The organism is Plantactinospora endophytica (genome assembly GCF_016862915.1).
In the GTDB taxonomy this organism is placed as follows: Bacteria; Actinomycetota; Actinomycetes; order Mycobacteriales; family Micromonosporaceae; genus Plantactinospora; species Plantactinospora endophytica.
The window spans coordinates 529,182-552,547 of the sequence record NZ_BONW01000013.1; the positions used below are offsets into that span (position 1 = coordinate 529,182).

Here is a 23,366-nt window from a genome sequence, read left to right on the forward strand (position 1 = left end):
TGGCTCCGACGCTGCGATTCCATTGAAGTGCATGAACTCTTTTTCCTGTGACTGCCGAACGTGTCCGTCAAACGGAATTGCTCACGGAGCGCAAACTGCGGAGGACCGACCCGCATCCTTTCCGTCGTCCCGACATCCGGGCGACGCGTGGCGGCCGGCGGCGATCGCGGGTAGGTCGAGCCGCGTCAGAGCCGTAGCTGCTGGGTGATGGTCCGGTCGGTGATCTGGGTGTCCTTCGCCAGCATGAGTGCCTTGCTGAGGATGACCGCGAGCACCCGGTCCCCCTCGAACGGCAGGAACAGGTCGCCGGTCGGGGAGCCGACCGACTGCTTCGGCACGATGCACAGGTATTGGTCGTTCGGGCTCATCAGGATGTTGCCCGAACCAAGGTGGATCTTGTAGGTGCGCAGGTCACCCCGGACCACGAGGAAACGACCCTCCACCTTCGCCCGATCGGCGATCGCCAACCGGGGAACCAGGCGTTCGAGCATCTCCCGGCGGGTCTGCGCGGTGCCGCTCAGCTCGCCGAAGCTGTAGGATGCCCAGTATTCCCGGAATCTGCCGTCCGGACCGCCGTCCTGCCAGGTCGGGTCGTTGCCGACGCTGGCGACGCCGACGAACAGGTCCACGTCGCGGAGGATCTCGCTGAGCACCAGCGGCGGGATCTCGGCCAGCGGTAGCGGGTCGGTCGGCTGCTCGTCCTGGTGCACCCACTGCTCGTAGCCGCCGCCACCGGCGTGCGCGTGGTGCTCCGGCGCGCTGGCCGGATAGAACCGGACCTGGTCGGTGGCGATCCGCAGGTACGCCCCCGACTCGGTCGCGTCGGCCGCCCAGTCCTCGCCGGCGCCCTCGATCCAGAACTCGGCACGCAGCCCCCACCGCGGCAGGTCACGGGTGGCCGGCGGGTACGTGTCGTCGACCATCAGCCGCAGCCTGTTGCGCCACCCCCGGGCTGCGGCCAGGGCGTGGAACTGGTGCTGGCGCAGGACGTGCGCGGCGTACCGGTTGGAGTAGACCCGGGTGTTCTCCTCGGCGGCGGTCAGCAGGTAGACCTCGCGGTGGGCCTGCTTGAACGGCTGGGTCACCTGCCTGGCCTCCAACCAGGTACGCCAGGCGAGGACCTCGGCCACCTCGCGGCCGATCGGGTGCCACAGCCGTACGGTGCCGCCGGCCGTGACCTCGTCGCCCCCGGCGGTACGCAGCACCCCGTCGTCGTACGCGCAGGACACGTCGTCGACCAGCCAGATCAGCCGGCGGGCCAGCGTACCGACCAGCGGATGGTCGAGGTAGCGGGCCCGCCAGGCGTCGAACGGCCAGACCCGTTCGGCGAGGAACTGCCGGTCGAGGCGTTCCACCTGGGCCGACAGCATCTTTTCGAGATCCTTGACGGCGGCTCTGAACTCGGCGAGCTCCTCGGGATGCCCGGACCGGACCGAGGCGGGCACCGACTTGACGACCTTTCCGGCGCTGTTGCGCCAGGTGACCACCACCGTGCCGGAGGTGGCGTCCACCGTCGCCGAGACGTCGCCGAAGTGTTCGACCCGGCGGCCCACCTCGGTCAGCCCGTACGCCGGGACGGCAAGCTCCTCGACCTCGTCCCGGCTCAGGTCCAGTGCCGCTGCCCGGGCGTCGAGGGCCGCGTTCAACTCCTTCAGCGTGCCCTTGAAGGTGACCCGCGTGGCGAGCCGGGCGATCTGGGCGAGCGCGTCCTCGGACGGTACGCGCGAGAGCGCGTACACGGCGGCATTGGCGATCTTGGGGTTGCGCGGCCCGACCCCGGCGACCTTGCGCAGTGCGGTCTCGACGAGTGCGCCGAGCACCCGGGAGGTCTCCGGATGGTCCGGCAGGAACGACACCAACCAGACGAGCCCGCGCAGCGCTGTCGCGTTGTACTGGTCGAAGGTCTCGTTGACGTCGTGTTCCCACTGGGTGCGGTTGAGCCGGATCGTGCGTGGTCGGCCGACCAGCGTGAGCCAGCTCCGCAGCCGGTCACCGGGCTCGGTCAGCCCGTCGAGCAGCTCCCGACCGGCCGTCTCCCACTTCTGCGCCGGCCTGGCGCTGGTCGCGGTCGCCGCGTGCCGGAACAGCGCGTGCCACCGGGCGGCCTCGGCCGGGTCGAGCGAGCCGACGTCGGCCAGGGCCCGGTCGGCCCACATCTCGCCCGGGTTCAGCGCCGGTGCGTCGAGCTTCGCCAGGAACGGCTTGAGCGCCCCGGGCGATCCCCAGTACCCGTGCGCGACGGTGCGCCGCATCATGGCGACGACCTCCAGCGGGACCGGCCGGCCGGCCGCCAGCAGCAGCTCGGCCATGTGCCGCTGCTCGTCGCCGCCGAAGTAGGCGGTGTGCCGGGCGGCGAAGGCCAGCGCGACCGCCGCCGCGTCCGGGGTAGGGCTCGTGCTGTACGGCTGCACAAGAGCTTCCAACAGCTCGTTGACGACCCGGCGCTGCTCGTTGTCGGTGACCAGGCAGCAGCGTTCCAGCACCGCCATCAGCAACTCGGCCCCGCGCCCGGCCGCGACGAGCCCGAGCGCGTTGGTCACCGTGCGGCCGCCCCGGCGCCCGTGCTCGTTGCCGGCGGCGGCGTACGCCACCACCTCGTCCGCGAGCCCCTCGATGTCACCGTGGCGGGCCAGCTCCGCCATCCGCTCGGTGCGCTCGCCCAGCGGCGTCGACGTCGACATCAGCCACCCACCAGCGGTACGAGCTTGAGGAAGGTGATCCGGGTGCCCCGGCTCAGCTCCACGACCTCGTCCAACTCCTCGACCTGCCGGTCGTCGACGAGGACCACGTAACCGTTGCGGGAGAAGGCGTCCAGCGCGCTGGCGGCCTGCTGCTCCGGGTCGACCCGGCGCGGTTGCCTGAGCTTGAAGCCGTTGAGCGTCCGCTCGGTGTCGGTCGGCTGCACCAGTCCACGGAAGACGTCGCCGTCCTTCGCGTTGTGCTCGGCGACCTCCTGGAAGACGCGGCGGCGGATCACCTCCCGCAGCGGCAGGCGCTCCTCGAAGATCTCCAGATGCCACTCGGCACTACGCTCGCCTGCCGTCGTCTCGTCGACGAAACTCACCATCGCCATGGCGCCGGAGTCTAGGACCGCCCGCCGACAAGATGTCCGCCGAGGAATCCGTCTTCCCCGCCGACGGGGTGGCCACGCCGACCGTCACCGGCACAAGCTCGCAGACGGGCCGCCCCGGGCACCGCTGCGACCGGCAGGGCGATACCGCTACGCCCGGCCGCCGGACATCGCTGCGACCGGCGGGGCTAGACCTTCATGATCCGCGAGACAGAACCTGGTGCCGCTACGGGTGGCTGGTCGCCGGGTCGGCGAGCCGGGGGCCGACGTCCGGGAACGAGCCGTCGCCGAACAGGACCCGCGCCGCCAGTACCCGACCGGCGCCGTGGCGCAGCGCGGCCACCGCCGCCTCCGCCGCGACGGGGTACCGGATGCCGGCGAACATCCGGCGCAGCAGCAGCCGGCCCCGGAACCGGCTCCGCAACGCGTCCCCGTCGTAGCGGCGCAGCACCCGTTCGTCGCCGGTACGCAGGTAATCGGTGGCCACCGCCGCAGCCAGTTCGGACATCCGCAGGCAGGGGTCCAACCCGCCGGCGGTCAGCGGCGACACCGCGCCCGCCGCGTCGCCGACGAGCAGTCCGGCCGGACAGGCCAGCCGCCGCAGCACGCCGCCGACCGGGATCGGACCGCCCCGGCGCTCGACCGGACCGGTCGGCGGGGTGCGGCCGGGCGCGTCGGCGGCGAAGGTGTCCAGCAGGTGGCGGACGCCCCGGCGCATCGCCTCCGGATATCCGGCGACGCCGACGTGCGCGTGCCGGCCGTCGTCGATGACCCAGCCCAGATATCCGGGGGCGACCCGGGGATCCAGCACACAGTGGAACGCCGGGGCGGCGTGGCCCGGGGCGATCGGGTGCACGAGTTCGGCCCCGACGAGGAACCGCCGGTTGACGTCGAGTCCGAGGTCGCGGGCCACCCGCGAGCGGGCGCCGTCCGCGCCGACGACGAACCGGGCCCGCACCGGTTCCGCGCCCGCGAACCGGACCACCCCGGCCGAGGCGCCGAGGTACCGCACGCCCAGCCGGACCCGGGCGCCCGCCGACTCCGCCGCCCGGTGTGCGTGCGCGTAGACGGCCGCCATGTCGGCCACCCGGTATTCGTCCCGGTCGCTGTGCAGCCGGACCGGTGCCCGCCGCGACGGCGGATACAGCAGCACGTCCCGGACACCTGGGCCGAGCAGGTGGTCCGGCAGGTCGAAGTCGTCGAGGGTACGGCGTACGAAGATCCCGGTCGTGCGGATGCCCGTCGCCAGCGACCTGCGCCGGTCGACCACCAGCACGTCCAGTTCCCGTTGCGCGAGCAGGCGGGCCGTGTGCAGCCCGGCCAGGCCGGCACCGACGACGAGTACGTCCACTGTCTGCATACCCTGCGACGGTAGGGGCGTGGTCCGGTGCGGGCGAGCGTCTGCACGCTACCCGCCCGGTACCTCCACACCGTCGCCACACTCGTCGTCGGCCCGTACGTCGACCCGCCCGGCGCCGGCATGTGCTGGACAAGCTGCCGTCCCTGGGCGCGGCCCGGACTACGCCCCGACGTACCTCGCGAGGTGTTCGCCGGTGAGTGTCGAGCGGGCGGCGACCAGGTCCGCCGGAGTGCCCTCGAAGACCAGCCGTCCGCCGTCGTGCCCCGCACCTGGCCCGAGATCGATGATCCAGTCGGCCCGGGCCATCACCGCCAGGTGGTGCTCGATCACGATCACCGACTTGCCGGCGTCGACGAGCCGGTCGAGCAGTCCGAGCAACTGCTCGACGTCGGCGAGGTGCAGGCCGGTGGTCGGTTCGTCGAGTACGTAGACGCCGCCCTTCTCCGCCATGTGGATCGCCAGCTTGAGCCGCTGCCGTTCGCCGCCGGAGAGCGTGGTGAGCGGTTGGCCCAGGGTGAGGTAGCCGAGTCCGACGTCGGCCATCCGGAGCAGCACGGCGTGCGCGGCGGCCGACCTGGCCGTCCCGGCGGCGAAGAACTCCTCGGCCTCGGTGACCGACATCGCCAGCACCTCGCTGATGTCCCGACCGCCGAGCTTGTAGTCGAGGACGGCCGCCTGGAACCGCTTGCCCTCGCACTCCTCGCACACCGTCGAGACGCCGGCCATCATCGCCAGGTCGGTGTAGATGACGCCGGCACCGTTGCAGTTCGGGCACGCCCCCGCCGAGTTCGCACTGAACAGGCCCGGTTTGACGCCGTTGGCCTTGGCGAAGGCCGTCCGGATCGGGTCCAGCAGGCCGGTGTACGTCGCCGGGTTGCTGCGGCGTGACCCGCGGATCGCGGTCTGGTCCACCGAGACGACCCCGGCGCCCTTGGGGATCGAGCCGTGGATGAGCGAACTCTTCCCCGACCCGGCGACCCCGGTCACCACGCAGAGCACGCCGAGCGGCACGTCGACGCTGACGTCCCGGAGGTTGTGCCGGGTGGCGTTCCGGATCGGGAGCGTGCCGGTCGAGGCCCGGGTCCGCGTCTTCAGGGTGGCCCGGTAGTCGAGGTGTCGACCGGTGAGCGTGTCGCTGGCGCGCAGCCCGTCGACGGTGCCCTCGAAGCACACCGTGCCGCCGGCACCGCCCGCGCCCGGCCCGAGGTCGACCACGTGGTCGGCGATCGCGATCGTCTCCGGCTTGTGCTCGACGACCAGCACCGTGTTGCCCTTGTCGCGCAACCGCACCAGCAGGCCGTTCATCCGCTGGATGTCGTGCGGGTGCAGACCCACCGTCGGCTCGTCGAAGATGTACGACACGTCGGTGAGGCTGGACCCGAGGTGCCGGATCATCTTCGTACGCTGCGCCTCGCCACCGGAGAGCGTGCCGGACGGCCGGTCGAGGCTGAGGTAGCCCAGCCCGATCTCGACGAACGAGTCGAGGGTCTGCCGCAGGGTCGCCAGCAGCGGTGCGACCGAGGGGTCCTTGAGCTCGCGTACCCAGTCGGCAAGGTCGCTGATCTGCATCGCGCAGGCGTCGGCGATGTTGACGCCGTCGATCCGCGAAGCCAGCGCGGCCTTGTTGAGCCGGGTGCCGCCGCACTCGGGGCATTCCGTGAAGGTGACCGCGCGCTCGACGAAGGCCCGGATGTGCGGTTGCAGCGCCTCCTTGTCCTTCTGCAGGAACGCCTTCTGGACCCGGGGGACGAGCCCCTCGTAGGTCATGTTGATACTGTCGATCTTGACCTTGACCTGCTCCTTGTAGAGGAAGTCGTGCAGTTCCTGGTCGGTGTAGTCACGGATCGGCTTGTCGGCGTCGACGAAGCCGGACGCCGCGAAGATCCGTACCAGCCAGCCGTCGACGCTGTAGCCCGGGATGGTGATCGCGCCCTCCGCGAGCGACTTGTCCCGGTCGAACAGTTCGTCGAGGTCGATGTCGGTCGCAGTACCCATTCCCTCGCAACTCGGGCAGGCCCCGGCGGGTACGTTGAAGCTGTAGTGGAACGACGGCCCCGCGCTCGGCACGCCCAGCCGGCTGAACACGATCCGCAGCATCGCGTTGGCGTCGGTGGCGGTGCCGACCGTGGAGCGGGAGTTCGCGCCCATCCGCTCCTGGTCGACGATGATCGCCGTGGTGAGCCCTTCGAGCAGGTCGACGTCGGGCCGGGACTGGCTCGGCATGAATCCCTGCACGAAGGCGCTGTAGGTCTCGTTGATCAGCCGCTGTGACTCGGCGGCGATCGTGCCGAACACCAGAGAGCTCTTGCCGGACCCCGACACGCCGGTGAACACCGTCAGCCGGCGCTTCGGGATCTCGACACTCACGTTCTTCAGGTTGTTCTCGCGGGCCCCGTGGACCTGGATCAGGTCATGACTGTCTGCGACATGCACCCGGCAACCCTAGACGACGGGTCCGTCGGTTCCGGGCGATCACCGCAGCCCCGGGCCGCTGCCGACGGACCTCCTGCGGCGCGTGGTTCCGCCGCACGGACCCGCAGACGCTGCGCGCAGTGGCGCCGGGACGCGGGCGCGCACCGACGCGTACGGTTGGACCGTGATCACCTGCGTCCTGCACTACACCATCGACCCCGGGCAGATCGAGGCGTTCGAGCGGTTCGCCCGCGTGTGGATGCGGCTGGTGGCCGAGCACGGGGGAGTGCACCACGGCTACTTCCTGCCGGCCGAGGGAGCCAGCGACCGGGCCGAGGCGCTGTTCAGCTTCGAGAGCCTGGCCGCCTACGAGCGCTACCGCGCGCGATTCGGCACGGACCCCGAGTTCGTCGCGGCCGACCGGATCCGCAGCGACTCGGGTTGTGTCCTGCGGTACGAGCGGACCTTCATGCGTCCGCTGCTACCGACCGACTGAGCCGGTATCCAGGGCGGCGTGTGCGGGCGGCGACCGTCCGGCGGGGGACCGGTCCGGCGCGACCGCCACCCGGCGTACCGGCGTACCCCGGTTCGTGGCGTCTTCCCAGCCAGGTCTGCTCGGCGCTACGGGCACGGGCGCCGGTCGGCCGCTCGACCGTCCCGGTGTCCGGCGCGCCCCGCTCGTACCGGGGCCGGTCGTGGCTCACCCGGTGCTGCCGGATCGAGTCGCCGGCGGTGAGCCACTCCTCGGGTGCCTTCGGTGTCGCGACGAACCGGGACGTGTCGTTCCGTGCACAGGTCTGCCAGGGGCGCCATCCGAACCGCTGCTCCTTCGCCAGGGGAATCCGCCGCTGTCGGCGTACCGGGTGGTGATCGGTGTCGAGTTGGTCGTGGTCACTCGGTAGACGATCCGGTCCGGGATCCGGTTCCGCTCCACATGCCTCTGGCGGCGACCTGTGTCGGGCGGCTACCCGTGGGCGTCAGTGTTCGACGGTGACCACGATCTTTCCGACGTGCGTGTTCGACTCCATCAGCCGGTGCGCGTCGACGATCCGTTCCAGGCCGGTGAAGACCTTCCCGACCACCGGCCGGAGGCCGCCGTCCCGCAGGCCGGCCTCGATGTACCGGTTGATCCGGCGGCGACCGGACACGGTGGCCGACAAGTGACCGTTGGCGTACCCGTGGATGGTCAGCGGCCAGTTGAGCGGCATCAGCATGGGCTGTCCACCGAGCCAGCCGTACAGCACGATCGTCCCCGCCACCGACGCCGCCTCGGCCAGCGCGGGCAGCTCGGGACCGGCGACCGGATCGAAGATCAGCTCGGCACCCCGGCCACCCGTCAACCGCCTGACCTCCTCCGGCACGTCCACCTCCGAGGCGACGATCACGTGTGCCGCGCCGACGTCGCGCAGCCGCCGCCGCTTGTCACCGCTCCGGGTGACCGCGATCGGGACGGCGCCGGTACGCGCCGCGACCTGTATCGCCGCGGTGCCGACACCGCTGGACGCGGCGGTGATCACGACGTGCTCGCCGGGCCGCAGCCCGCCGGTCTCCACCAGTCCGCCGTACGCGGTGGCGTAGGTGAGCCAGGTGGCCGCGCCGGTCACCGCGTCGACCGAGGCCGGCCGGGGGATCACCGACTCGACCGGGAGCACGATCCGGTCGCCGTAGACGCCCTGGGCGCTCATCTCGATCTGCGGGCCGGTCAGCACCGGGTCCCCCGGCGCGAACTCGGTGACCCCGGCACCGACCGACTCGACGACGCCGGCCGCCTCGTAGCCGAGCCGGGAGGCGGGAAGGGTGGGCTGGTAGTAGTACCTGCCGGCCCGGAACAGGGCTTCGGCCCGGTTCAGGCCGAGAGCGTCGACCCGGATCCGGACCTCGCCCGGTCCCGGATCGTCGAGCCGCACCCGCTCGATCGTCAGTACGTCGGGATCGCCGGTCCGGTGGAACAACACCGCACGTGCCTCGGTCGTCATGCCAACGACGCTACGGAGCGGCAGGCGAGACCCTCCATGGCACAAAGTCTCGGACTTTTGTCCCATCGTCTTCTGCATCGGACTGCTGGCTAGGCTGGGCCGGATGGACGTGCTCAGTGACGCGATCACTGCGATGCGGACCGGAATGCCGCACTCCTCCCGGACCGTCAAGCGTGCGCCCTGGGGCCTGAGGTTCGCCGCCTCCGACGGCGCGGGCTTCCACGTCGTACTCCAGGGCTCCTGCTGGCTCACCCCGCCGGGCGGGCAGCAGCCGATCGGGCTGGCCCCCGGTGACGTGGTGTTCCTCGCGCACGGGCGCGGACACGGGCTCGCGGACGATCCCGCGACGCCGCTGGTCGACGTCGTGCCGGGGCCGCACGGAAGCTGGGTGCTCGGCGAGGACGTGGCGGCGGGGAGCGGCCCGACGACCGTGCTGCTCTGCGGCGCCTACCGGCTCAACCGGGCGCGGGCGCATCCGCTGCTCACCGGCCTGCCCGAGGTCGTACACCTGCCGGCCCGGATCGGTGTGCACCCGGAGCTGCGCGCGGCGGTGGACCTGCTCGGCGGCGAGTTGGCGCGGCCCGGGCCGGGCTCGGACGCGGTGCTGCCCGCGTTGCTCGACACGCTGCTGCTGTTCATCGTGCGTGCCTGGCTACGGGGCGACGCCGAGCACGCGGTCACCGGCTGGGCCGCCGCTCTCGGCGATCCGGCGATCGCCGAGGCGCTGCACGCGATCCACGACGACCCCGCCCGGCCGTGGACCGTGCGGGAACTCGGCGCACGGGCCGGCCTGTCCCGGGCGGCGTTCGCCCGGCGGTTCAGCACCGTCGTCGGGCAACCCCCGCTGGCCTACCTGACCTGGTGGCGGATGACCGTGGCCGGCCGACTGCTCAGCTCCGGCGCCGACACCCCGTTACGGCTGGTCGCGCAACGCAGCGGCTACTCGTCGGAGTTCGCCTTCGCCAAGGCGTTCAAACGGGAGTTCGGCACCTCGCCCGGCAGGTACCGCAACTCCTCGACCTCCGGCGGAACCGGTCTCGGCGGAGTCGGCGACGGGCGGTGACGTGGGGATGGGGCCGAACAGGTCAGCGAAGTGGCCGGAAGCTCGCGCCGAAAAGGCTTTCAGGACCGAGCTGCGGTAAGGAGCGCCCGCCGAATACTCCGTGGCGTCGCGGCGAGCGCGGTCACCGAACGGGTCCGCCGGTTGACCGGAGCCGGCGGCAGCGGTCGCCCGCGTCGGTCCCGCAGTAAGAGCGTCGAACGTGCATCGAGCCGGAGGTTTCCGCCGACCGGCTGGCCGAACACGCCTCCGGCGCGGCCCGACCGGCGCCGACGATCATCGAAAAATTTCGGGTACAGGCGGCGCGGATCGCACTCCTGACGCCGGTCGATGATTCGCAGGCAGGCGTCGAAATCAACTGTTGACAGGCCCGAAACAGGCGGACAGAATCTCCGAAAAGGTTTTCGGCACGTCGGAGGAGGCCGGTGACCGTGATGCGAACCGGTCGGGTGCCGATGGTGGAACCGCCGCGCACCGAGGCCGCGCCCGGACCCCCGCCGCTCGCCACCAACCGCGCCGGCCCGGCGGGCCACCACCGGCCGGCGCACCGGGGTGGCCGTTTGTCCGCCAGCACCGTCACCGGGCGGGAGGGGCGCGCGATGAGCGGTCCGGGCGTGGTCGCAGCTCCACCGGAACAACAGGGAGAACGGCTCTTACTCACACGACTTCGAGGAGAGACATGAGAAGAACATCGGGCGGGCGGACCGTCCTGCGGTCCTTGGCCGGAGTGCTCGCGGCGACACTGGTCCTCGGCGTGGCGGCCTGCGGTGACGACGGCGACGGCGAGCAGGGCGGCGTGGCCCAGGCCGGCCCCACCGGCGTCGACGACGGCAGCGAGTTGACGCTCTGGACCCGGGCTCCGCTGGAGAAGCAGGCGAAACTGCTCGTCGAGGCGTACAACGCCAGTCACCAGAACAAGGTCAACCTGACCGTGGTACCCAACGACGACTACGTCGCGAAGGTGGGCGCGGCGGCGGGCTCCGACGGGCTGCCGGACCTCTTCGCCGCCGACATCGTCTACGTGCCGAACTGGGTCGAACAGGGACTGTTCCAGGACCTGAGCAGCAACGTCGCCGGCCTCAGCTTCAAGGACACCATCAACAAGGGCCACCTCGCCGCCGGTACCAAGGACGGCAAGGAGCACGTGCTGCCGTTCGTACTCGACCTGTCGATGCTGTTCTGGAACAAGCAGCTCTTCAAGGACGCCGGACTGGACCCGGAGAAGGCCCCGGCGAACCTGGCCGAGTACGCGGCGGCGGCCAAGGCCGTCCAGGCCACCAGGAAGAGCGGCGTCTACGGCACCGCCGCCGGCCTGAACTGCGGCGGCTGCCTGGTCTTCACCTGGTTCCCGTCCATCTGGGCCTCCGGCGGCGAGGTGCTCAGCGACGACGGCCGGGAGTCCAAACTGGCCGACGAGAACGCCCAGCAGGTCTACCGCACCTGGGCCGACCTGTGGAAGTCGGGCGCCGTACTGCCGGCCTCGTCCGGGGAGACCGGCCCGACCTGGACGGCCGCGTTCACCGAGGGCAAGGTCGGCCTGATGTTCTACCCGGCGACGCTGCTCTCCTCGACGCCGTTCGACGTCGGTGTCGCCGGCATCCCCGGCCCCGACGGCGGCGCGTCGACCTTCGTCGGCGGCGACGGCATCGGCGTGTCGAAGGACTCGAAGAAGGCCGCCCAGGCGTGGAACTTCCTGAGCTGGATGATGTCCGACCAGGCCCAGGTCGAGGTGCTGGCGAAGAACAAGGACGTGGTGTCCCGCTCCGACCTGGCGAACAACAGGTACGCCGCCGAGGACCCGCGCCTGGTCACCATCAACCAGGTCGCCGGCAAGGGCGACACCCCGGTCGCGATGAACTTCCAGCAGGCGTTCAACGCGCCGAACAGCCCCTGGCTGACCCTCGTCCGCAACCAGGTGCTCAACGGCAGCGGCGACCTCCAGAAGGACAACGAGGAAATCACGGCGGTACTCCAGCAGTAGCAACGCCTCGCCGCAGGCGTATGCCGGCCGCCGGCCCGCCCGGACCGGCATACGCCCGCCGCACGGCACCGGAACGCGTCACCGATCCGGCCCAACGCCCGAGGGAACGAGGAGTCGTCATGGATGTCAACGCACCGGCACGCCCGCCCAGTGCGCCGATGCGCGGCCGCTTCCGTTCCGGCCGACAGGCCCTGCTCGGCTGGCTCTACGCCACCCCGACCGCGGTGTTCGTCGTGGCGCTGTTCCTGCTGCCCCTGCTGATCGTGGTCAAGATGTCGCTGTCGAGATGGCCGCTGCTCACCGGCGACCAGGGGATCAACGCACCCGACAACTTCACCAAGGCGATCGACCACCGCTTCTTCACCGACTCGGTGGTCTTCACCGTCAAGTACACGGTGATCGCGACCGTACTGCTGCTCCTGCTCGGCCTGGGGATGGCCCTGCTGGTCCAGGAGTCCAGCCGGTGGAACAACCTGCTCCGGGCATCGTTCCTGGTGCCCAGCGCGCTCGGGTTGGCCTCGGCGTCGCTGCTGTTCTACGTGCTCTACTCGCCCTACGCCAGCCCGCTGGCGCCGGTGGTGGACCGGCTCGGCATCACCTTCCTCGGCTCGCCGAACGCGGCGCTCTTCTCCACGGTGTTCCTGATCGTCTGGCGCTACGCCGGCTTCTACATGGTGCTGATGCTTGTCGGGTTGCAGAGCATCCCGGCGGACGTCTTCGAGGCGGCCCGCTCGGACGGCGCCACCCGCTGGCAGACCTTCCGCCGGGTCACCCTGCCGCTGCTCCGCCCGACGCTGGCGCTGACCACCGTGCTCTGCGTGACCGGCTCCCTGCTCGCCTTCGAGCAGTTCTACATCCTCACCAAGGGCGGCCCGGACAACAGCACCATCACCGTGGTCCAGCTCATCTACATGATCGCGTTCCAGGGCCAGAACGACCTCGGCGTCGCCGCGGCGCTCTCGGTGCTCGTACTGGCGGCCCTGGTCCTGCTCAACGCGCTGCAGATGCGCGCCTTCCGGTCCGAGGGGAACTGACGCCATGACCGTGGACTCCAAACCCACCAGCGCCGCCGTCGCCGGCACGCCGCGTGCTCCGGCCGAGCGGCCGACCGGTCCGAGGAAGCCGCGCGGTACCACCATCGCCGGTGTCGCGCTGCGGACCCCCTACTGGGTCTTCACCGGCGCGGTGGCGGTGGTCTTCCTCTTCCCGCTGGCGTGGACCGCCGTCGCCTCGGTCTCGCCGCAGGCGGGTACGAACCAGGTGGACGGCTGGGGGTTCGGCAACTACACCACCCTGGCCGACTACCAGGCCGGCATCTGGCGCTACCTCGGCAACTCGGCGTTCGTGTCGCTGCTGACGGTCGTACTCACCCTGCTGATCTCGTTCCTCGGCGGGTACGCCTTCGCCCGGTTCCGCTTTCCCGGCCGGAACCTGCTGTTCCTGCTCACCCTGGCGATCCTGATGGTCCCGTACGCGACGCTGCTCATCCCGCTCTACGTCCTGCTCAACGAGGTCGGCCTACAGAACTCGCTGGTCGGGGTCGCCCTGGTGCTGACCATGTTCCAGTTGCCGTTCTCCACCTTCCTGATGCGGATCTCGTTCGAGGCGGTACCGCGCGAACTGGACGAGGCGGCGATGGTCGACGGCTGTACGTCGTTCGGCGCGCTGTGGCGGGTACTCGTGCCTGCGGTCAAGCCGGGTCTGATCACCGTCGGGCTCTTCTCGTTCCTCGCCGCGTGGAACGACTTCATGGCGCCGCTGATCCTGATCAACGACTCCGAGCGGATGACCCTGCCGCTGGCCGTCTCCAACCTGCGCGGCCAGGTCCAGGGCGTCGTCGACTACGGCGCGACCGAAGCCGGCGTCGTCGTCCTCGCGCTGCCGTGCATCGTGCTGTTCCTGCTGCTCCAACGACACTACGTGCGCGGCTTCATGTCCGGCGCACTGAAGGGATGACCATGGCACCCAGCGCCGCGCCCACGGCGGCACCCGTCCTGCCGAGCCGAGGGCGGCTCCGGCCGCTCGGACTGGACGACGTCCGCGTCACCGGCGGTTTCTGGGCCGAACGTCAGTCCGTCAACGCGGCGGCCACGCTCGAACACATCGCGTACTGGCTGGAACGGGAGGGTTGGATCCGCAACTTCGACCTGGTCGCCACCGGTGGCCCGGCCGACGAGCGCCGGGGCCGCGAGTTCTCCGACTCGGAGGTCTACAAGTTCCTGGAGGCGACGGCCTGGGAGATCGGCCGGACCGGCGACCCGGAGTGGGAGTCGAGGTTCCGCGCGATCGTGCAGCGGGTGGCCCGGGCCCAGGACACCGACGGCTATCTGAACACCCGGTTCGGGCACGCCGGGCAGCCACCGCGCTGGTCCGACCTGCAATGGGGGCACGAACTGTACTGCGTCGGCCATCTGCTCCAGGCCGCCGTCGCCCGGGTCCGGACCCGGCCGGGCGCGGACGACGGGCTGCTGGCGGTCGCCTGCCGGGCCGCCGACAACATCTGCGACACCTTCGGACGGGACGGCATCGACGGGCTGTGCGGCCACCCGGAGATCGAGACCGCGCTGGTGGAGTTCGGCCGGGCCACCGGCGAGCGCCGATACCTCGCCCAGGCGGCGCTCTTCGTCGAGCGGCGCGGCCACGGCCGGCTGGGCGACGTCGAGTGGGGCCGGGAGTACTTCCAGGACGAGACCCCGGTACGGCAGGCCACCGTGCTGCGCGGGCACGCGGTCCGGGCGAACTACCTCGCCGCCGGTGCGGTCGACGTCGCCACCGAGACCGACGACCCCGGCCTGCTGAAGGCGGTACGCGACCAGTGGCGCAACACGGTCGCCCGGCGCACGTACGTCACCGGCGGGCAGGGCTCCCGGCACCAGGACGAGGCGTTCGGCGAGGACTGGGTGCTGCCCGCCGACCGGGCCTACTCGGAGACCTGTGCCGGGGTGGGCTCGGTGATGCTCGCCTGGCGGCTGCTGCTCGCCTCCGGCGACTCCGGCTACGCCGACCTCGTCGAACGGACCCTGTTCAACGTGGTCTCGACGTCACCGGGGGCCGACGGGCGGCAGTTCTTCTACACCAACACCCTGCACCGCCGGGAACTCGGCACCGTCCCGGACACCGACCGGCCCAGCATCCGGGCCGCCGCCGCCCAGCGGGCGCCGTGGTTCGAGGTGTCGTGCTGCCCGACCAACGTGGCACGCACGCTGGCCAGCTTCGGGGCGTACGTGGCCAGCACCGACGACGAGGGCCTCCAGATCCACCAGTACGTGCCCGGGACGATCGGGTACCGCCCGGCGGACGGTGCCGAGCGGCGGGTGACCGTCAGCACCGGCTATCCGGCGGACGGGCAGATCCGGATCCGGGTCGAGGACGCCGACGCGCACCCCTGGACGCTGTCGGTACGGGTGCCGGGCTGGGCGGGTGAGGGCGCGACGCTGACCGTCGACGGGGAGGTCCGGCCGGTACGCCCCGGCTACGCCGTCGAGCGGCGGACCTGGCGCGGCGGCGACGAGGTGGTGCTGGACCTGCCGATGGCGCCCCGGTTCAGCTATCCGGACGACCGGATCGACGCGACCCGGGGCTGCGTCGCCGTCGAGCGCGGCCCGCTGGTGTTCGCGGTGGAGTCCGTCGACCTGGCCGGCGGCGGGAACGTCGACGAACTCCGGGTCGACACCGGTCGGCCACCCACCCTGGCCGGCGGCCGGGTGCAGGTGCACTGCCGCCGCCTCGACCCGCCCGACCGCGACTGGCCGTACGACGGGCAGGGGCCCACACCGGCAGCCGTGCCGAGCGGCGATCTCGTCGAGGTGCCGCTGATTCCGTACCACGCCTGGGCCAACCGTGGGCCGTCCACCATGCGGGTCTGGCTGCCGACGATCTGAGTACCCGGGCGCCGGACCGAGCAGCCATCGGGGCCGGCGCCACCCCGACGACCCGACGCAGACCGCGCCGGGAACGCGACGCCGTCCTGGCACGGCTCGCGCCCGGCATTCCAGCCGAACCTTCACCCCACCACCAGCAGGAGGAACTGATGGGCAATAGACGGGTCAGGAGAGTGCCCACCTGGGCGGCTCTCGCCGCGCTCGTGGCGGGAGGGGTGGTCGGCCTGCCCTCGCCCGGGTACGCCGCCGACCCGGTCCTGCCGGGCAACGAGGGCGACGTGGGCGTCTACACCGACGGGCAGCACCACGTGATGGAGATCGGCGACCCGGTCTACACCGCAGGCGTCGCCGAGGTGGCCGAACAGCTCGCGCCGGGCGTCCCGTTCACCGCGTCCAGCATGTACCAGTCCATCTTCGACAAGGACCTAGCGGCCGGCGGCACCGACTACTACCTCGACCGGGTGCTGGGCGTACGCGGCACGGTCGGCTCGGCGGTGCTGATGACCCGGGGACGCTCGCTCTACCTGCGCGGCGCCAGCAACAACAACTTCACCGTGATGGGCTTCGCCGGCAGTACCTTCGTCGGCGGGCCGAACAACCTCGGCAACCTCTACACCGTCACGGTGCCGGGGCAGGCGGTCACCGAGGTCGGCGCCAACCGGTTCAACGCGCCGAGCCACGCCAAGGGTCGGTACACGATCGGCAGCACCGGCGTCACCGCCGACCTGACCAAGTTCATCACCTACGACAACGTCGCGGTCACCGCGATCGACCTGCGCAATCCGGGTGAGGCGGCGGCGACGTTCACCGTCCGGGCCGCGTCGCCGCTGGCGACCCAGGCCGGCGAGGGCGACGCCGAACTCACCGGTACCCGGACGATCACCAGCGGCTCCAACAACGGGCTCGTCGACACCGCGTGGAACACCGTCCGGGTCGGGCTCACCGCTGCCGGCTTCACCCGCAGCGGCAGCAACCTCGACCGGGAGGTCACCGTGCCGGCCGGCGGCACGGTCTCGCTCTCCGTCGTCGGCGCGGTCTCCTCGGCCACCCTGCCGGAGACCGTGCGCAGCTACCGGGAGTACGCGGAGAAGGCGCCGGCCGAGGCCGTCCGGACCGGCATCACCGAGTTCAACCGTCGGTGGGCGCAGGACGTGCCGTACGTCGACGTGCCCGATCCGGCACTGGAGAAGGCGATCGTCTACCGGTGGTGGGGCGAGCGCTACAACAGCCTGGACGCGAACGCGCCCGGACACGTCTACCAGTACCCGACGACGATCGAGGGGGTGAACCTCTACCAGAACTCGGTGGCGCTGACCCAGCCGATGCACCTCCAGGACACCAAGTGGCTGCGTACGCCGTACCTGCCGTACGGGCAGATCCTGAACATCGGCGAGCTGTCCGGCTCGTCGGCCTTCCTGGACAGCCCCGGCCACACGAGCTGGAACAACCACTACTCACAGTATCTGGGCACCGCCGGCCTGGAGGCGTACAACGTGCACGGCGGCGGGAAGGAGATCGCCCGGAGGTTCGCGGACTACTTCGGCGGCGACGGCGTCGGGCAGCTCGAACACTACGACGGCAACGGCGACAGGCTGATCGCCTACAACAGCAACTACATGCCGGGCAACGACTCCGACGCGATCACGTTCGGCTTCCCGAAGGCCAACGCCGGGGCACCCGGGGCCTCGACGATCGAGCGCCCCGAGTCGGCGTACGTCTGGGGCGCCTTCGACGCGGCCCGGCAGCTCCACCAGATCGCCGGCAGCGACCAGGCCACCGTCGACCGGATGGGCGCGAACGCCGACGCGATCCGGGCCGCGATCCTGGACCGGCTGTGGAGCCCCGACATGCGGATGTTCCTGGCCGGTACCTCGCACGGCGCCCGCAGTGCGGCCAGCTCGAACGGGCGGCCCAACCCGCTGCCCGAGTCGGCCCGCGACCTGATCCCGGCGAAGGAGTCGAACCTCTACGACGTCTACGCCGAGAACCTGATCCCGTTCGACCAGTGGCAGAAGTACGTCGACGGGTACCGCTTCCTCACCTACGGCGACAACTTCCCGATCTTCCCGTTCTACACCGCCAACCAGTACGACCGGGCGGCGTACGGGATCGGCGGCTCGAACAACTTCTCCAACATCAACTTCACGGTGCAGTATCGCGGCGTCCGGTCGGCGCTGCGGCACTACGACCCGGAGCGGAAGTACCTCACCCCGGAGTACGCCAGGCGGCTGCTGGACTGGATGGCCTGGAGCATCTACCCGAACGCGGACGTACGCGCGCCGAACCAGGCGGAGTACTACTCCAACTGGAACCCGACCGCGAAGACCTACAACCGGAACAACCCCAACCACGTGATGCTCGGCAACATGAGCTACATCTTCGTCGAGGACATGGCGGGGCTACAGCCGCGCTCCGACGACAGGATCGAGCTGTGGCCGATCACCTTCGGCTACGACCACTTCATGGTCAACAACCTGCGCTACCACGGCCAGGACGTCACGATCGTCTGGGACCCGGACGGCAACAAGTACGGCCTGGGCGCCGGCTACAGCCTCTTCCTGAACGGTCAGAAGAAGGTCAGCACCGACAGGCTCGGCAAGCTGACCTACGACCCGAACACCAACCAGGTGCAGGCCGAGGCGGGCCTGACCGTCACCTTCACCGCGTCGACCGGAACCGACTTCCCGAGCGCGGTGCAGACCCCGGTGCAGGACGACCGGGTCGTCGACTACCTCAAGACGGCCGGCATCGACCTCACCGAGGACGCGCCGAACCTGGCGACCGGCGCCGAGCTGCGTTCGTCGTACACCCAGCAGGGGGCGCGGCCGACGCCGTGGCGGCAGTTCCACACGCCCGGCTGGAGCAGCACCTCGATGAACCACACACCGGGGGCGATCAGGGAGACCGAGCGACCGGTGTCGCTGGCCGCCGTCACCGACGGCGGCACCGCGAACGAGCCGTACTGGGGCAACCACGGCACGACGGAGAAGAACGGTTACGTCGAGCTGGACCTCGGCTCGGCGAAGACGTTCGACAACGTCAAGGCGTTCTTCGTCAGCGACCGGCAGGCCGGCGGCTACCGCGAGCCGGCGCGCTGGTGGATCCAGGTGCCGGACGGCAACGGCGGCTGGCGGGAGGTGCCGAACCAGTTCAAGAACCCGACCGTACCCTCGGCGAAGTTCAACGAGGCGCTCTTCGAGACCGTCACCTCGGACAGGCTGCGGATCGCGTTCACCGACAACCCGACCTTCTTCACCGCGATCTCCGAGCTCCAGGTCTTCGACTCGGGTCGGGACGTACCCGAGGTCACCAACCAGGCCCCGGCGGTCACCGCCACCCGGGACGGCTCGGCGGACGGAAACCTCTCCACCCGGCTGGTCGGCACCGCCGCCGACGACGGCATCCCGTACGACAGCGAACTCACCTTCGGCTGGGAGACCGTCTCCGCACCGCAGGGTGCCGGCGTCATCTTCGCCGATCCGAAGGCACTGGCGACCCGGGTCACCGGCACCGTCGCCGGGAACTACGTGTTCCGGTTCTTCGCCGACGACGGCGAGCGGCGCAGCACGGCGACGGTGGCGGCGACCCTCACCGAGCGGGAGGTCACCGCGGAGTTCGGCTCCTCGGCCACGGTCACCACCAGCGGCACCACGTCGTGGGAGAACCACCAGCGGGTCAACGAGGCGACCACCCCGGCCAACTCGAACCCGGGCTCCGGCAACGGCTGGGGCAACTGGAACCTGCCGCAGAACGGCACCAGCCCCGAGCGGGAGGCGTGGCTGCAATACCAGTGGACCTCGCCGGTCCGGCTCTCCTCGACCGACGTCTACTGGTACGACGACAACGGCGGCACCCGACGGCCGACGGCCAGCACGTACGTCGTCGAGTCGTCCACGGACGGCACGACCTGGACCCCGGTCACCCTGACCGACGGCTCCACGTACGCCGACGCGCTGGCCACCAACGCCTACAACCGGCTCAAGTTCGCCCCGATCACCACCAGCCGGCTGCGGATCCGGATCTGGGGCGTGCAGGGTGCCGGGGCGGGTACCGGCGTGCTCCGCTGGCGGGCCAACGGCGAGACCGTCGAGTCGGTGCGTTCGCCGGTGCTGATCCGGACCACCGTCGGTCAGGTGCCGACCCTGCCGGCGGAACTCGACGGGATCTACGCCAGCGGCGCCCGGGGCAAGGTCGGGTTCGCCTGGCAGGAGATCACCCCGGCGATGGTCGCCGAGACCAACGTCGAGCCGTTCGTGGTCCACGGCACCAACGACGCCTACGGCCTGATCGCCGAGGCCCGGATCTACGTGCGGCCGGAGACGGCACCGCGCGGCATCTCGATCCAGGGCGCCGAGACGTTCGAGCAGCGTGTCGAGGTGGGCGAGCAGCCCTACCTGCCGGAGCGGGTGGAGGTCTCCTACAACGACGGGTCGCGGGACAACCAGGCGATCAGGGTCGACTGGGACTTCGACGAGCGCCTCGTCGACCGGCCCGGCCGGTACACCGTGGTCGGCAACCTGATCCTGCCCGAGTACGTCAGCGAGGCCGGTACCACCCGGACCACGCTGACCCTCACCGTCGGCGACCCACCGGAGGAGCCGGCCTGGCAGGTCGAGGTGCAGGCCCGTACCCAGTGCATCGGGCGCAACGGCTACGTCTCGGTCAACGCGGTGAACGCCGACGACGTGCCGCTGACGATCGAGCTGGTCACGCCGTACGGATCTCGGACGGTGTCGAACGTGGCGCCGGGGAAGGCCGCCTACCAGGCGTTCAACTCCCGGGGCGCGACGGTGCCGGCCGGCACCGCGACGGTGCAGGTCACCGGAACCGTCGACGGCCAACCGGTGACGGCGCGGCTCGAGGCGCCGTACACCGCGCTCACCTGCGGCTAGTTCATGGTGGCGGCGCCGGACCGGGCGCCGCCACCCCGCCCCGATGCGAGAAGACCGACACCGTGAACAGCACCGTCCACACCGCGCCGTACCCCGGCCTCACCTGCACCACCTGATGTCCGCCCACCCCCACCGACCACGAAGGACAACGGAGCATCGAATGAGCACATCGAATCGCAGACGACTGGTCGCGGCGGGCGCGGCCGGTGCCGTCCTGGCCGGGACGGTGGCGTTGCAGTCGCCGGCCCTGGCCGAACCCGGCGACAGCACCGACGTACAGGTGACGGTCGACATCGAGGAGATCCAGGAGCCGGGCGTACTCGCGCTGTCGATCGCCGCCGACTCCGTCGCACTCTCCGAGGACGGCTCGACCCTGCTGGTCCGGCAGTTCGTCGGCACCCTGCCGACGGTGACGGTCTCGGACACCCGTACTCCGGCGGAGGTGCCGGAGGGTGCCGGCTGGGCGGTGCTGGGCAGTGCGACCGACTTCGTCGGCAGCGCCGGTCAGGCACCGATCAGCGCCGGCCACCTCGGCTGGAAGCCGCGCCTGCTCGACGGTGGCGAGACCGGTCAGGTCACCGAGGGCGAGGAGGTGGTGACCGTCCTCGACGAACCGACCCAGCCGGGCAACAATGTCGGTCTGGTCGACCAGGAACTGCTGGTGTCGACGTTCGACTCGGCGGCCGTCACCGGGAACTCGTACGCCGTCGACGCCGACCTGTACCTGCGTACCCCGGCGGATGTCGCCGCCGGCTCGTACGCCTCGACCCTGACCCTGTCCCTGTTCGAATGACGTACGGGTGGGGGCCGTGGCGACGCGGTCCCCACCACCCGCCGGCCGCGAAGGACTCCGCCATGACCCGAACCCTGTCGCGGGTACTGCCACGGCTGCTCGCCGTGCTGGCCCCGGTGCTCGGCAGCGTGCCGATCGCGCCGGTCGCCGCGACGGCGGAGCCGGCCAAGCCGACCGTCACCTGGGCGGTCCAGCCGGCCGACCGGCAGGGTCCGGACGGCCGGCGGTGGATCGCACTGACCCTCGACCCGGGGCAGGCGGTGACCGAGCACCTGGCGGTGCGCAACTTCGGCGACAACGCCGTGGTCTTCGCCCTGAAGGCGGCCGACGGCTACCTCACCGACAAGGGACGCTTCAACATGCTGCCGTCCTCCCAGTCGTCGGTGGACGGCGGCACCTGGATCACCGTGCAGCAGACGGTCACGGTCGGGGCCAAGGCGACGAAGGTGGTGCCGTTCACCGTCACCGCACCCCGGGACGCCATCCCGGGCGACCATCCGGCCGGCATCGCGGCGTCGGTCACCAGCACCGGCGGTACGGTGGCGGTGGAGAGCCGGGTCGGTTTCCGGGTCATGCTGCGAGCCAGCGGCACCACCAGGGCGGCGCTCGCCGTCGACGACCTCACCGTCACGTACCGGCACTCGTGGAACCCGTTCTCGGCCGGCACGGTCCGGCTCGGGTACACCACCAGGAACGCGGGCAACATCGCGGTGACCGGCTCCGGCCGGGTGGCGGTGACCGAGCTGTTCGGACTGGCCAGCCACGACACCCGGGCCGGCGTCGAGGAGCTGCTGCCGGGTAGCGGCCGGAAGGTCGACATCCGGGTACCCGGGGTGTGGGCGCTCGGGCCGCTGCACACGACGATCGACCTCGCGCCGGCCGTACCCGACGGGAGCCCGGCCGCCGCCGAGGTCCGGCCGGCGGCGGCGACCGTGACGGTCTGGACCCTGCCCTGGCCACAGCTCGCCCTCGCGGCCGTCCTCGGCGCCCTCGTCCTCGCCGTCCGGACCGTCATCCGGCGCCGTCGGCGGCGGCTCGCGGAACTGCTCGCCCGGGCCCGCGACGAAGGCCGGGCGGAGGGCCGGGACTCCGCACTCGTCCCGAGTACGCCCGCCGAGTCGGGCCGGTAGCCATGGTCGCCGTCTGGCGGATCGTGAAGTTCCGGCGCGCCGAGGCACCCGTCACCGGGCCGGTCACCAAGTTCGGCGGCCAACCCCACTGGCTCGGGCCGGCGCAGTGGCCGGTCAGCGCGGCATGGGGCACGCCGATGCGGTTCGTGTGTCAGATCGTGCTGGAGCCCGAGCTGGTCGGTGCCGGCCCGGTGCGGCTCGCCTACGTCTTCGTCACGCACGGCGACCACGGCCGTGACGTCGAGGAGTTCGACCCGGACGTCGTGCTGCCCGACGGCGGCGAGAACGCGGTCGTCGTCCAGCCCGGTGCCTTCGCCGGGCCGACCCGTCCACTGACCAGCGGCCCGACGCTCTACCACGCGGACGGGTCGGCTGCGGAGTACACCGTCGACCTGGTCCGGGGCGAGGACCCCGAACCCATCTCGTTCGAGGCGTACCTGGCCCTGCCGCCCGGACGGCGGGACGACTACTTCCGAGCGGTCGACCAGGACAAGATCGGCGGGACGGACCTGCCGCTCGACCCGGCCGACCTGCCCGAGGGTGGGCCGTGGCGGTTGCTGCTGCGGCTGACGACGAACTGGACGCCGTTCTACCTCAACCTCGGCGCGGCACCGGTGGCCTCGGCCTTCCTCTCCACCGACGGCCGCGAGGGTTGCCTACTCGTGCACGACTCCTGACTCGTGCCAGCGACAACCTCTGTCGGGCGGCGCTACGGGACCGGCCTGCGCCGTCGCGGCCCGGACCGAGCCGAAGCTGGGCCGGACCGCGCCGAGCCGGGTGGGAACCGGGTCCGCCGGGGATGCCTGGGGTC

Annotated in this window: 15 protein-coding genes; 10 read left to right on the forward strand and 5 right to left on the reverse strand. The window is 71.2% G+C overall.

From position 1 onward, the window contains the following. Positions 1 to 185: 185 nt before the first annotated feature. The 4 genes from Pen02_RS15255 to Pen02_RS15270 all read right to left on the reverse strand — a co-directional run bounded on the left by Pen02_RS15255 (position 186) and on the right by Pen02_RS15270 (position 6,863). Positions 186 to 2,681 carry a DUF4132 domain-containing protein gene (locus Pen02_RS15255; RefSeq protein WP_203866656.1) on the reverse strand — a complete coding sequence of 832 codons (2,496 nt, stop codon included), beginning with the start codon at positions 2,679 to 2,681 and terminating at the stop codon, positions 186 to 188. Continuing rightward, positions 2,681 to 3,073 carry a hypothetical protein gene (locus Pen02_RS15260; protein ID WP_239140718.1) on the reverse strand — a complete coding sequence of 131 codons (393 nt, stop codon included), beginning with the start codon at positions 3,071 to 3,073 and terminating at the stop codon, positions 2,681 to 2,683. Before Pen02_RS15260 ends, Pen02_RS15255 begins: the two co-directional genes overlap by 1 nt. A 223-nt stretch (positions 3,074 to 3,296) precedes the next feature. After that, entirely contained in the window at positions 3,297 to 4,430 is a 1,134-nt protein-coding gene (locus Pen02_RS15265) for an NAD(P)/FAD-dependent oxidoreductase (protein ID WP_203866657.1), read from the reverse strand. A gap of 159 nt (positions 4,431 to 4,589) precedes the next feature. Next, entirely contained in the window at positions 4,590 to 6,863 is a 2,274-nt protein-coding gene (locus tag Pen02_RS15270) for an ATP-binding cassette domain-containing protein (protein WP_203866658.1), read from the reverse strand. Positions 6,864 to 7,026: 163 nt separating this feature from the next. Between Pen02_RS15270 and Pen02_RS15275 the strand changes: the two genes are divergently transcribed. Continuing rightward, complete coding sequence (locus tag Pen02_RS15275; RefSeq protein ID WP_203866659.1) at positions 7,027 to 7,338, forward strand: NIPSNAP family protein; 312 nt, start codon at positions 7,027 to 7,029, stop codon at positions 7,336 to 7,338. A 481-nt stretch (positions 7,339 to 7,819) separates the two neighbouring features. Here the strand turns inward: Pen02_RS15275 and Pen02_RS15280 are convergent, their stop codons facing one another. Next, on the reverse strand, positions 7,820 to 8,818 hold the full coding sequence (locus Pen02_RS15280; RefSeq protein WP_203866660.1) for a zinc-dependent alcohol dehydrogenase family protein: 999 nt from the start codon (positions 8,816 to 8,818) through the stop codon (positions 7,820 to 7,822). Positions 8,819 to 8,921: 103 nt separating this feature from the next. On the opposite strand from Pen02_RS15280, the gene Pen02_RS15285 reads away from it, so the two are divergent. The 9 genes from Pen02_RS15285 (at position 8,922) to Pen02_RS15325 (ending at position 23,232) form a co-directional block, all read left to right on the forward strand. Beyond that, the gene (locus tag Pen02_RS15285) at positions 8,922 to 9,881 is read left to right on the forward strand and encodes an AraC family transcriptional regulator (RefSeq protein WP_203866661.1); all 960 of its coding nucleotides are present in this window, start codon (positions 8,922 to 8,924) and stop codon (positions 9,879 to 9,881) included. 676 nt (positions 9,882 to 10,557) lie between these two features. Continuing rightward, on the forward strand, positions 10,558 to 11,859 hold the full coding sequence (locus tag Pen02_RS15290) for an ABC transporter substrate-binding protein (protein WP_203866662.1): 1,302 nt from the start codon (positions 10,558 to 10,560) through the stop codon (positions 11,857 to 11,859). A 119-nt stretch (positions 11,860 to 11,978) separates the two neighbouring features. After that, on the forward strand, positions 11,979 to 12,893 hold the full coding sequence (locus Pen02_RS15295) for a carbohydrate ABC transporter permease (protein WP_203866663.1): 915 nt from the start codon (positions 11,979 to 11,981) through the stop codon (positions 12,891 to 12,893). A 4-nt stretch (positions 12,894 to 12,897) separates the two neighbouring features. Continuing rightward, positions 12,898 to 13,815: a carbohydrate ABC transporter permease gene (locus tag Pen02_RS15300; RefSeq protein ID WP_203866664.1), complete on the forward strand. Its 918-nt coding sequence runs from the start codon at positions 12,898 to 12,900 to the stop codon at positions 13,813 to 13,815. Continuing rightward, entirely contained in the window at positions 13,812 to 15,740 is a 1,929-nt protein-coding gene (locus tag Pen02_RS15305; RefSeq protein ID WP_239140720.1) for a glycoside hydrolase family 127 protein, read from the forward strand. The genes Pen02_RS15300 and Pen02_RS15305 overlap by 4 nt, the downstream gene beginning before the upstream one ends. A 149-nt stretch (positions 15,741 to 15,889) precedes the next feature. Next, positions 15,890 to 20,632, forward strand: a complete 4,743-nt coding sequence (locus Pen02_RS15310; protein ID WP_239140722.1) for an Ig-like domain-containing protein — start codon at positions 15,890 to 15,892, stop codon at positions 20,630 to 20,632. A gap of 160 nt (positions 20,633 to 20,792) precedes the next feature. Beyond that, positions 20,793 to 21,425, forward strand: a complete 633-nt coding sequence (locus tag Pen02_RS15315; protein ID WP_203866665.1) for a hypothetical protein — start codon at positions 20,793 to 20,795, stop codon at positions 21,423 to 21,425. A 62-nt stretch (positions 21,426 to 21,487) separates the two neighbouring features. Further along, positions 21,488 to 22,555, forward strand: a complete 1,068-nt coding sequence (locus tag Pen02_RS15320) for a WxL protein peptidoglycan domain-containing protein (RefSeq protein ID WP_203866666.1) — start codon at positions 21,488 to 21,490, stop codon at positions 22,553 to 22,555. Positions 22,556 to 22,557: 2 nt separating this feature from the next. Continuing rightward, positions 22,558 to 23,232 carry a YwqG family protein gene (locus Pen02_RS15325; protein ID WP_203866667.1) on the forward strand — a complete coding sequence of 225 codons (675 nt, stop codon included), beginning with the start codon at positions 22,558 to 22,560 and terminating at the stop codon, positions 23,230 to 23,232. The last annotated feature ends 134 nt before the right edge of the window (positions 23,233 to 23,366 follow it).

Excerpts from the sequence above, each read along its gene's own strand:
- Pen02_RS15305 (WP_239140720.1), top strand. The coding sequence starts at position 13,812 with ATGACCATGGCACCCAGCGCCGCGCCCACGGCGGCACCCGTCCTGCCG.
- Pen02_RS15285 (WP_203866661.1), top strand. The coding sequence starts at position 8,922 with ATGGACGTGCTCAGTGACGCGATCACTGCGATGCGGACCGGAATGCCG.
- Pen02_RS15280 (WP_203866660.1), bottom strand. The coding sequence starts at position 8,818 with ATGACGACCGAGGCACGTGCGGTGTTGTTCCACCGGACCGGCGATCCC.
- Pen02_RS15260 (WP_239140718.1), bottom strand. The coding sequence starts at position 3,073 with ATGGCGATGGTGAGTTTCGTCGACGAGACGACGGCAGGCGAGCGTAGT.
- Pen02_RS15325 (WP_203866667.1), top strand. The coding sequence starts at position 22,558 with ATGGTCGCCGTCTGGCGGATCGTGAAGTTCCGGCGCGCCGAGGCACCC.
- Pen02_RS15265 (WP_203866657.1), bottom strand. The coding sequence starts at position 4,430 with ATGCAGACAGTGGACGTACTCGTCGTCGGTGCCGGCCTGGCCGGGCTG.
- Pen02_RS15255 (WP_203866656.1), bottom strand. The coding sequence starts at position 2,681 with ATGTCGACGTCGACGCCGCTGGGCGAGCGCACCGAGCGGATGGCGGAG.
- Pen02_RS15310 (WP_239140722.1), top strand. The coding sequence starts at position 15,890 with ATGGGCAATAGACGGGTCAGGAGAGTGCCCACCTGGGCGGCTCTCGCC.
- Pen02_RS15295 (WP_203866663.1), top strand. The coding sequence starts at position 11,979 with ATGGATGTCAACGCACCGGCACGCCCGCCCAGTGCGCCGATGCGCGGC.
- Pen02_RS15320 (WP_203866666.1), top strand. The coding sequence starts at position 21,488 with ATGACCCGAACCCTGTCGCGGGTACTGCCACGGCTGCTCGCCGTGCTG.
- Pen02_RS15290 (WP_203866662.1), top strand. The coding sequence starts at position 10,558 with ATGAGAAGAACATCGGGCGGGCGGACCGTCCTGCGGTCCTTGGCCGGA.
- Pen02_RS15300 (WP_203866664.1), top strand. The coding sequence starts at position 12,898 with ATGACCGTGGACTCCAAACCCACCAGCGCCGCCGTCGCCGGCACGCCG.
- Pen02_RS15315 (WP_203866665.1), top strand. The coding sequence starts at position 20,793 with ATGAGCACATCGAATCGCAGACGACTGGTCGCGGCGGGCGCGGCCGGT.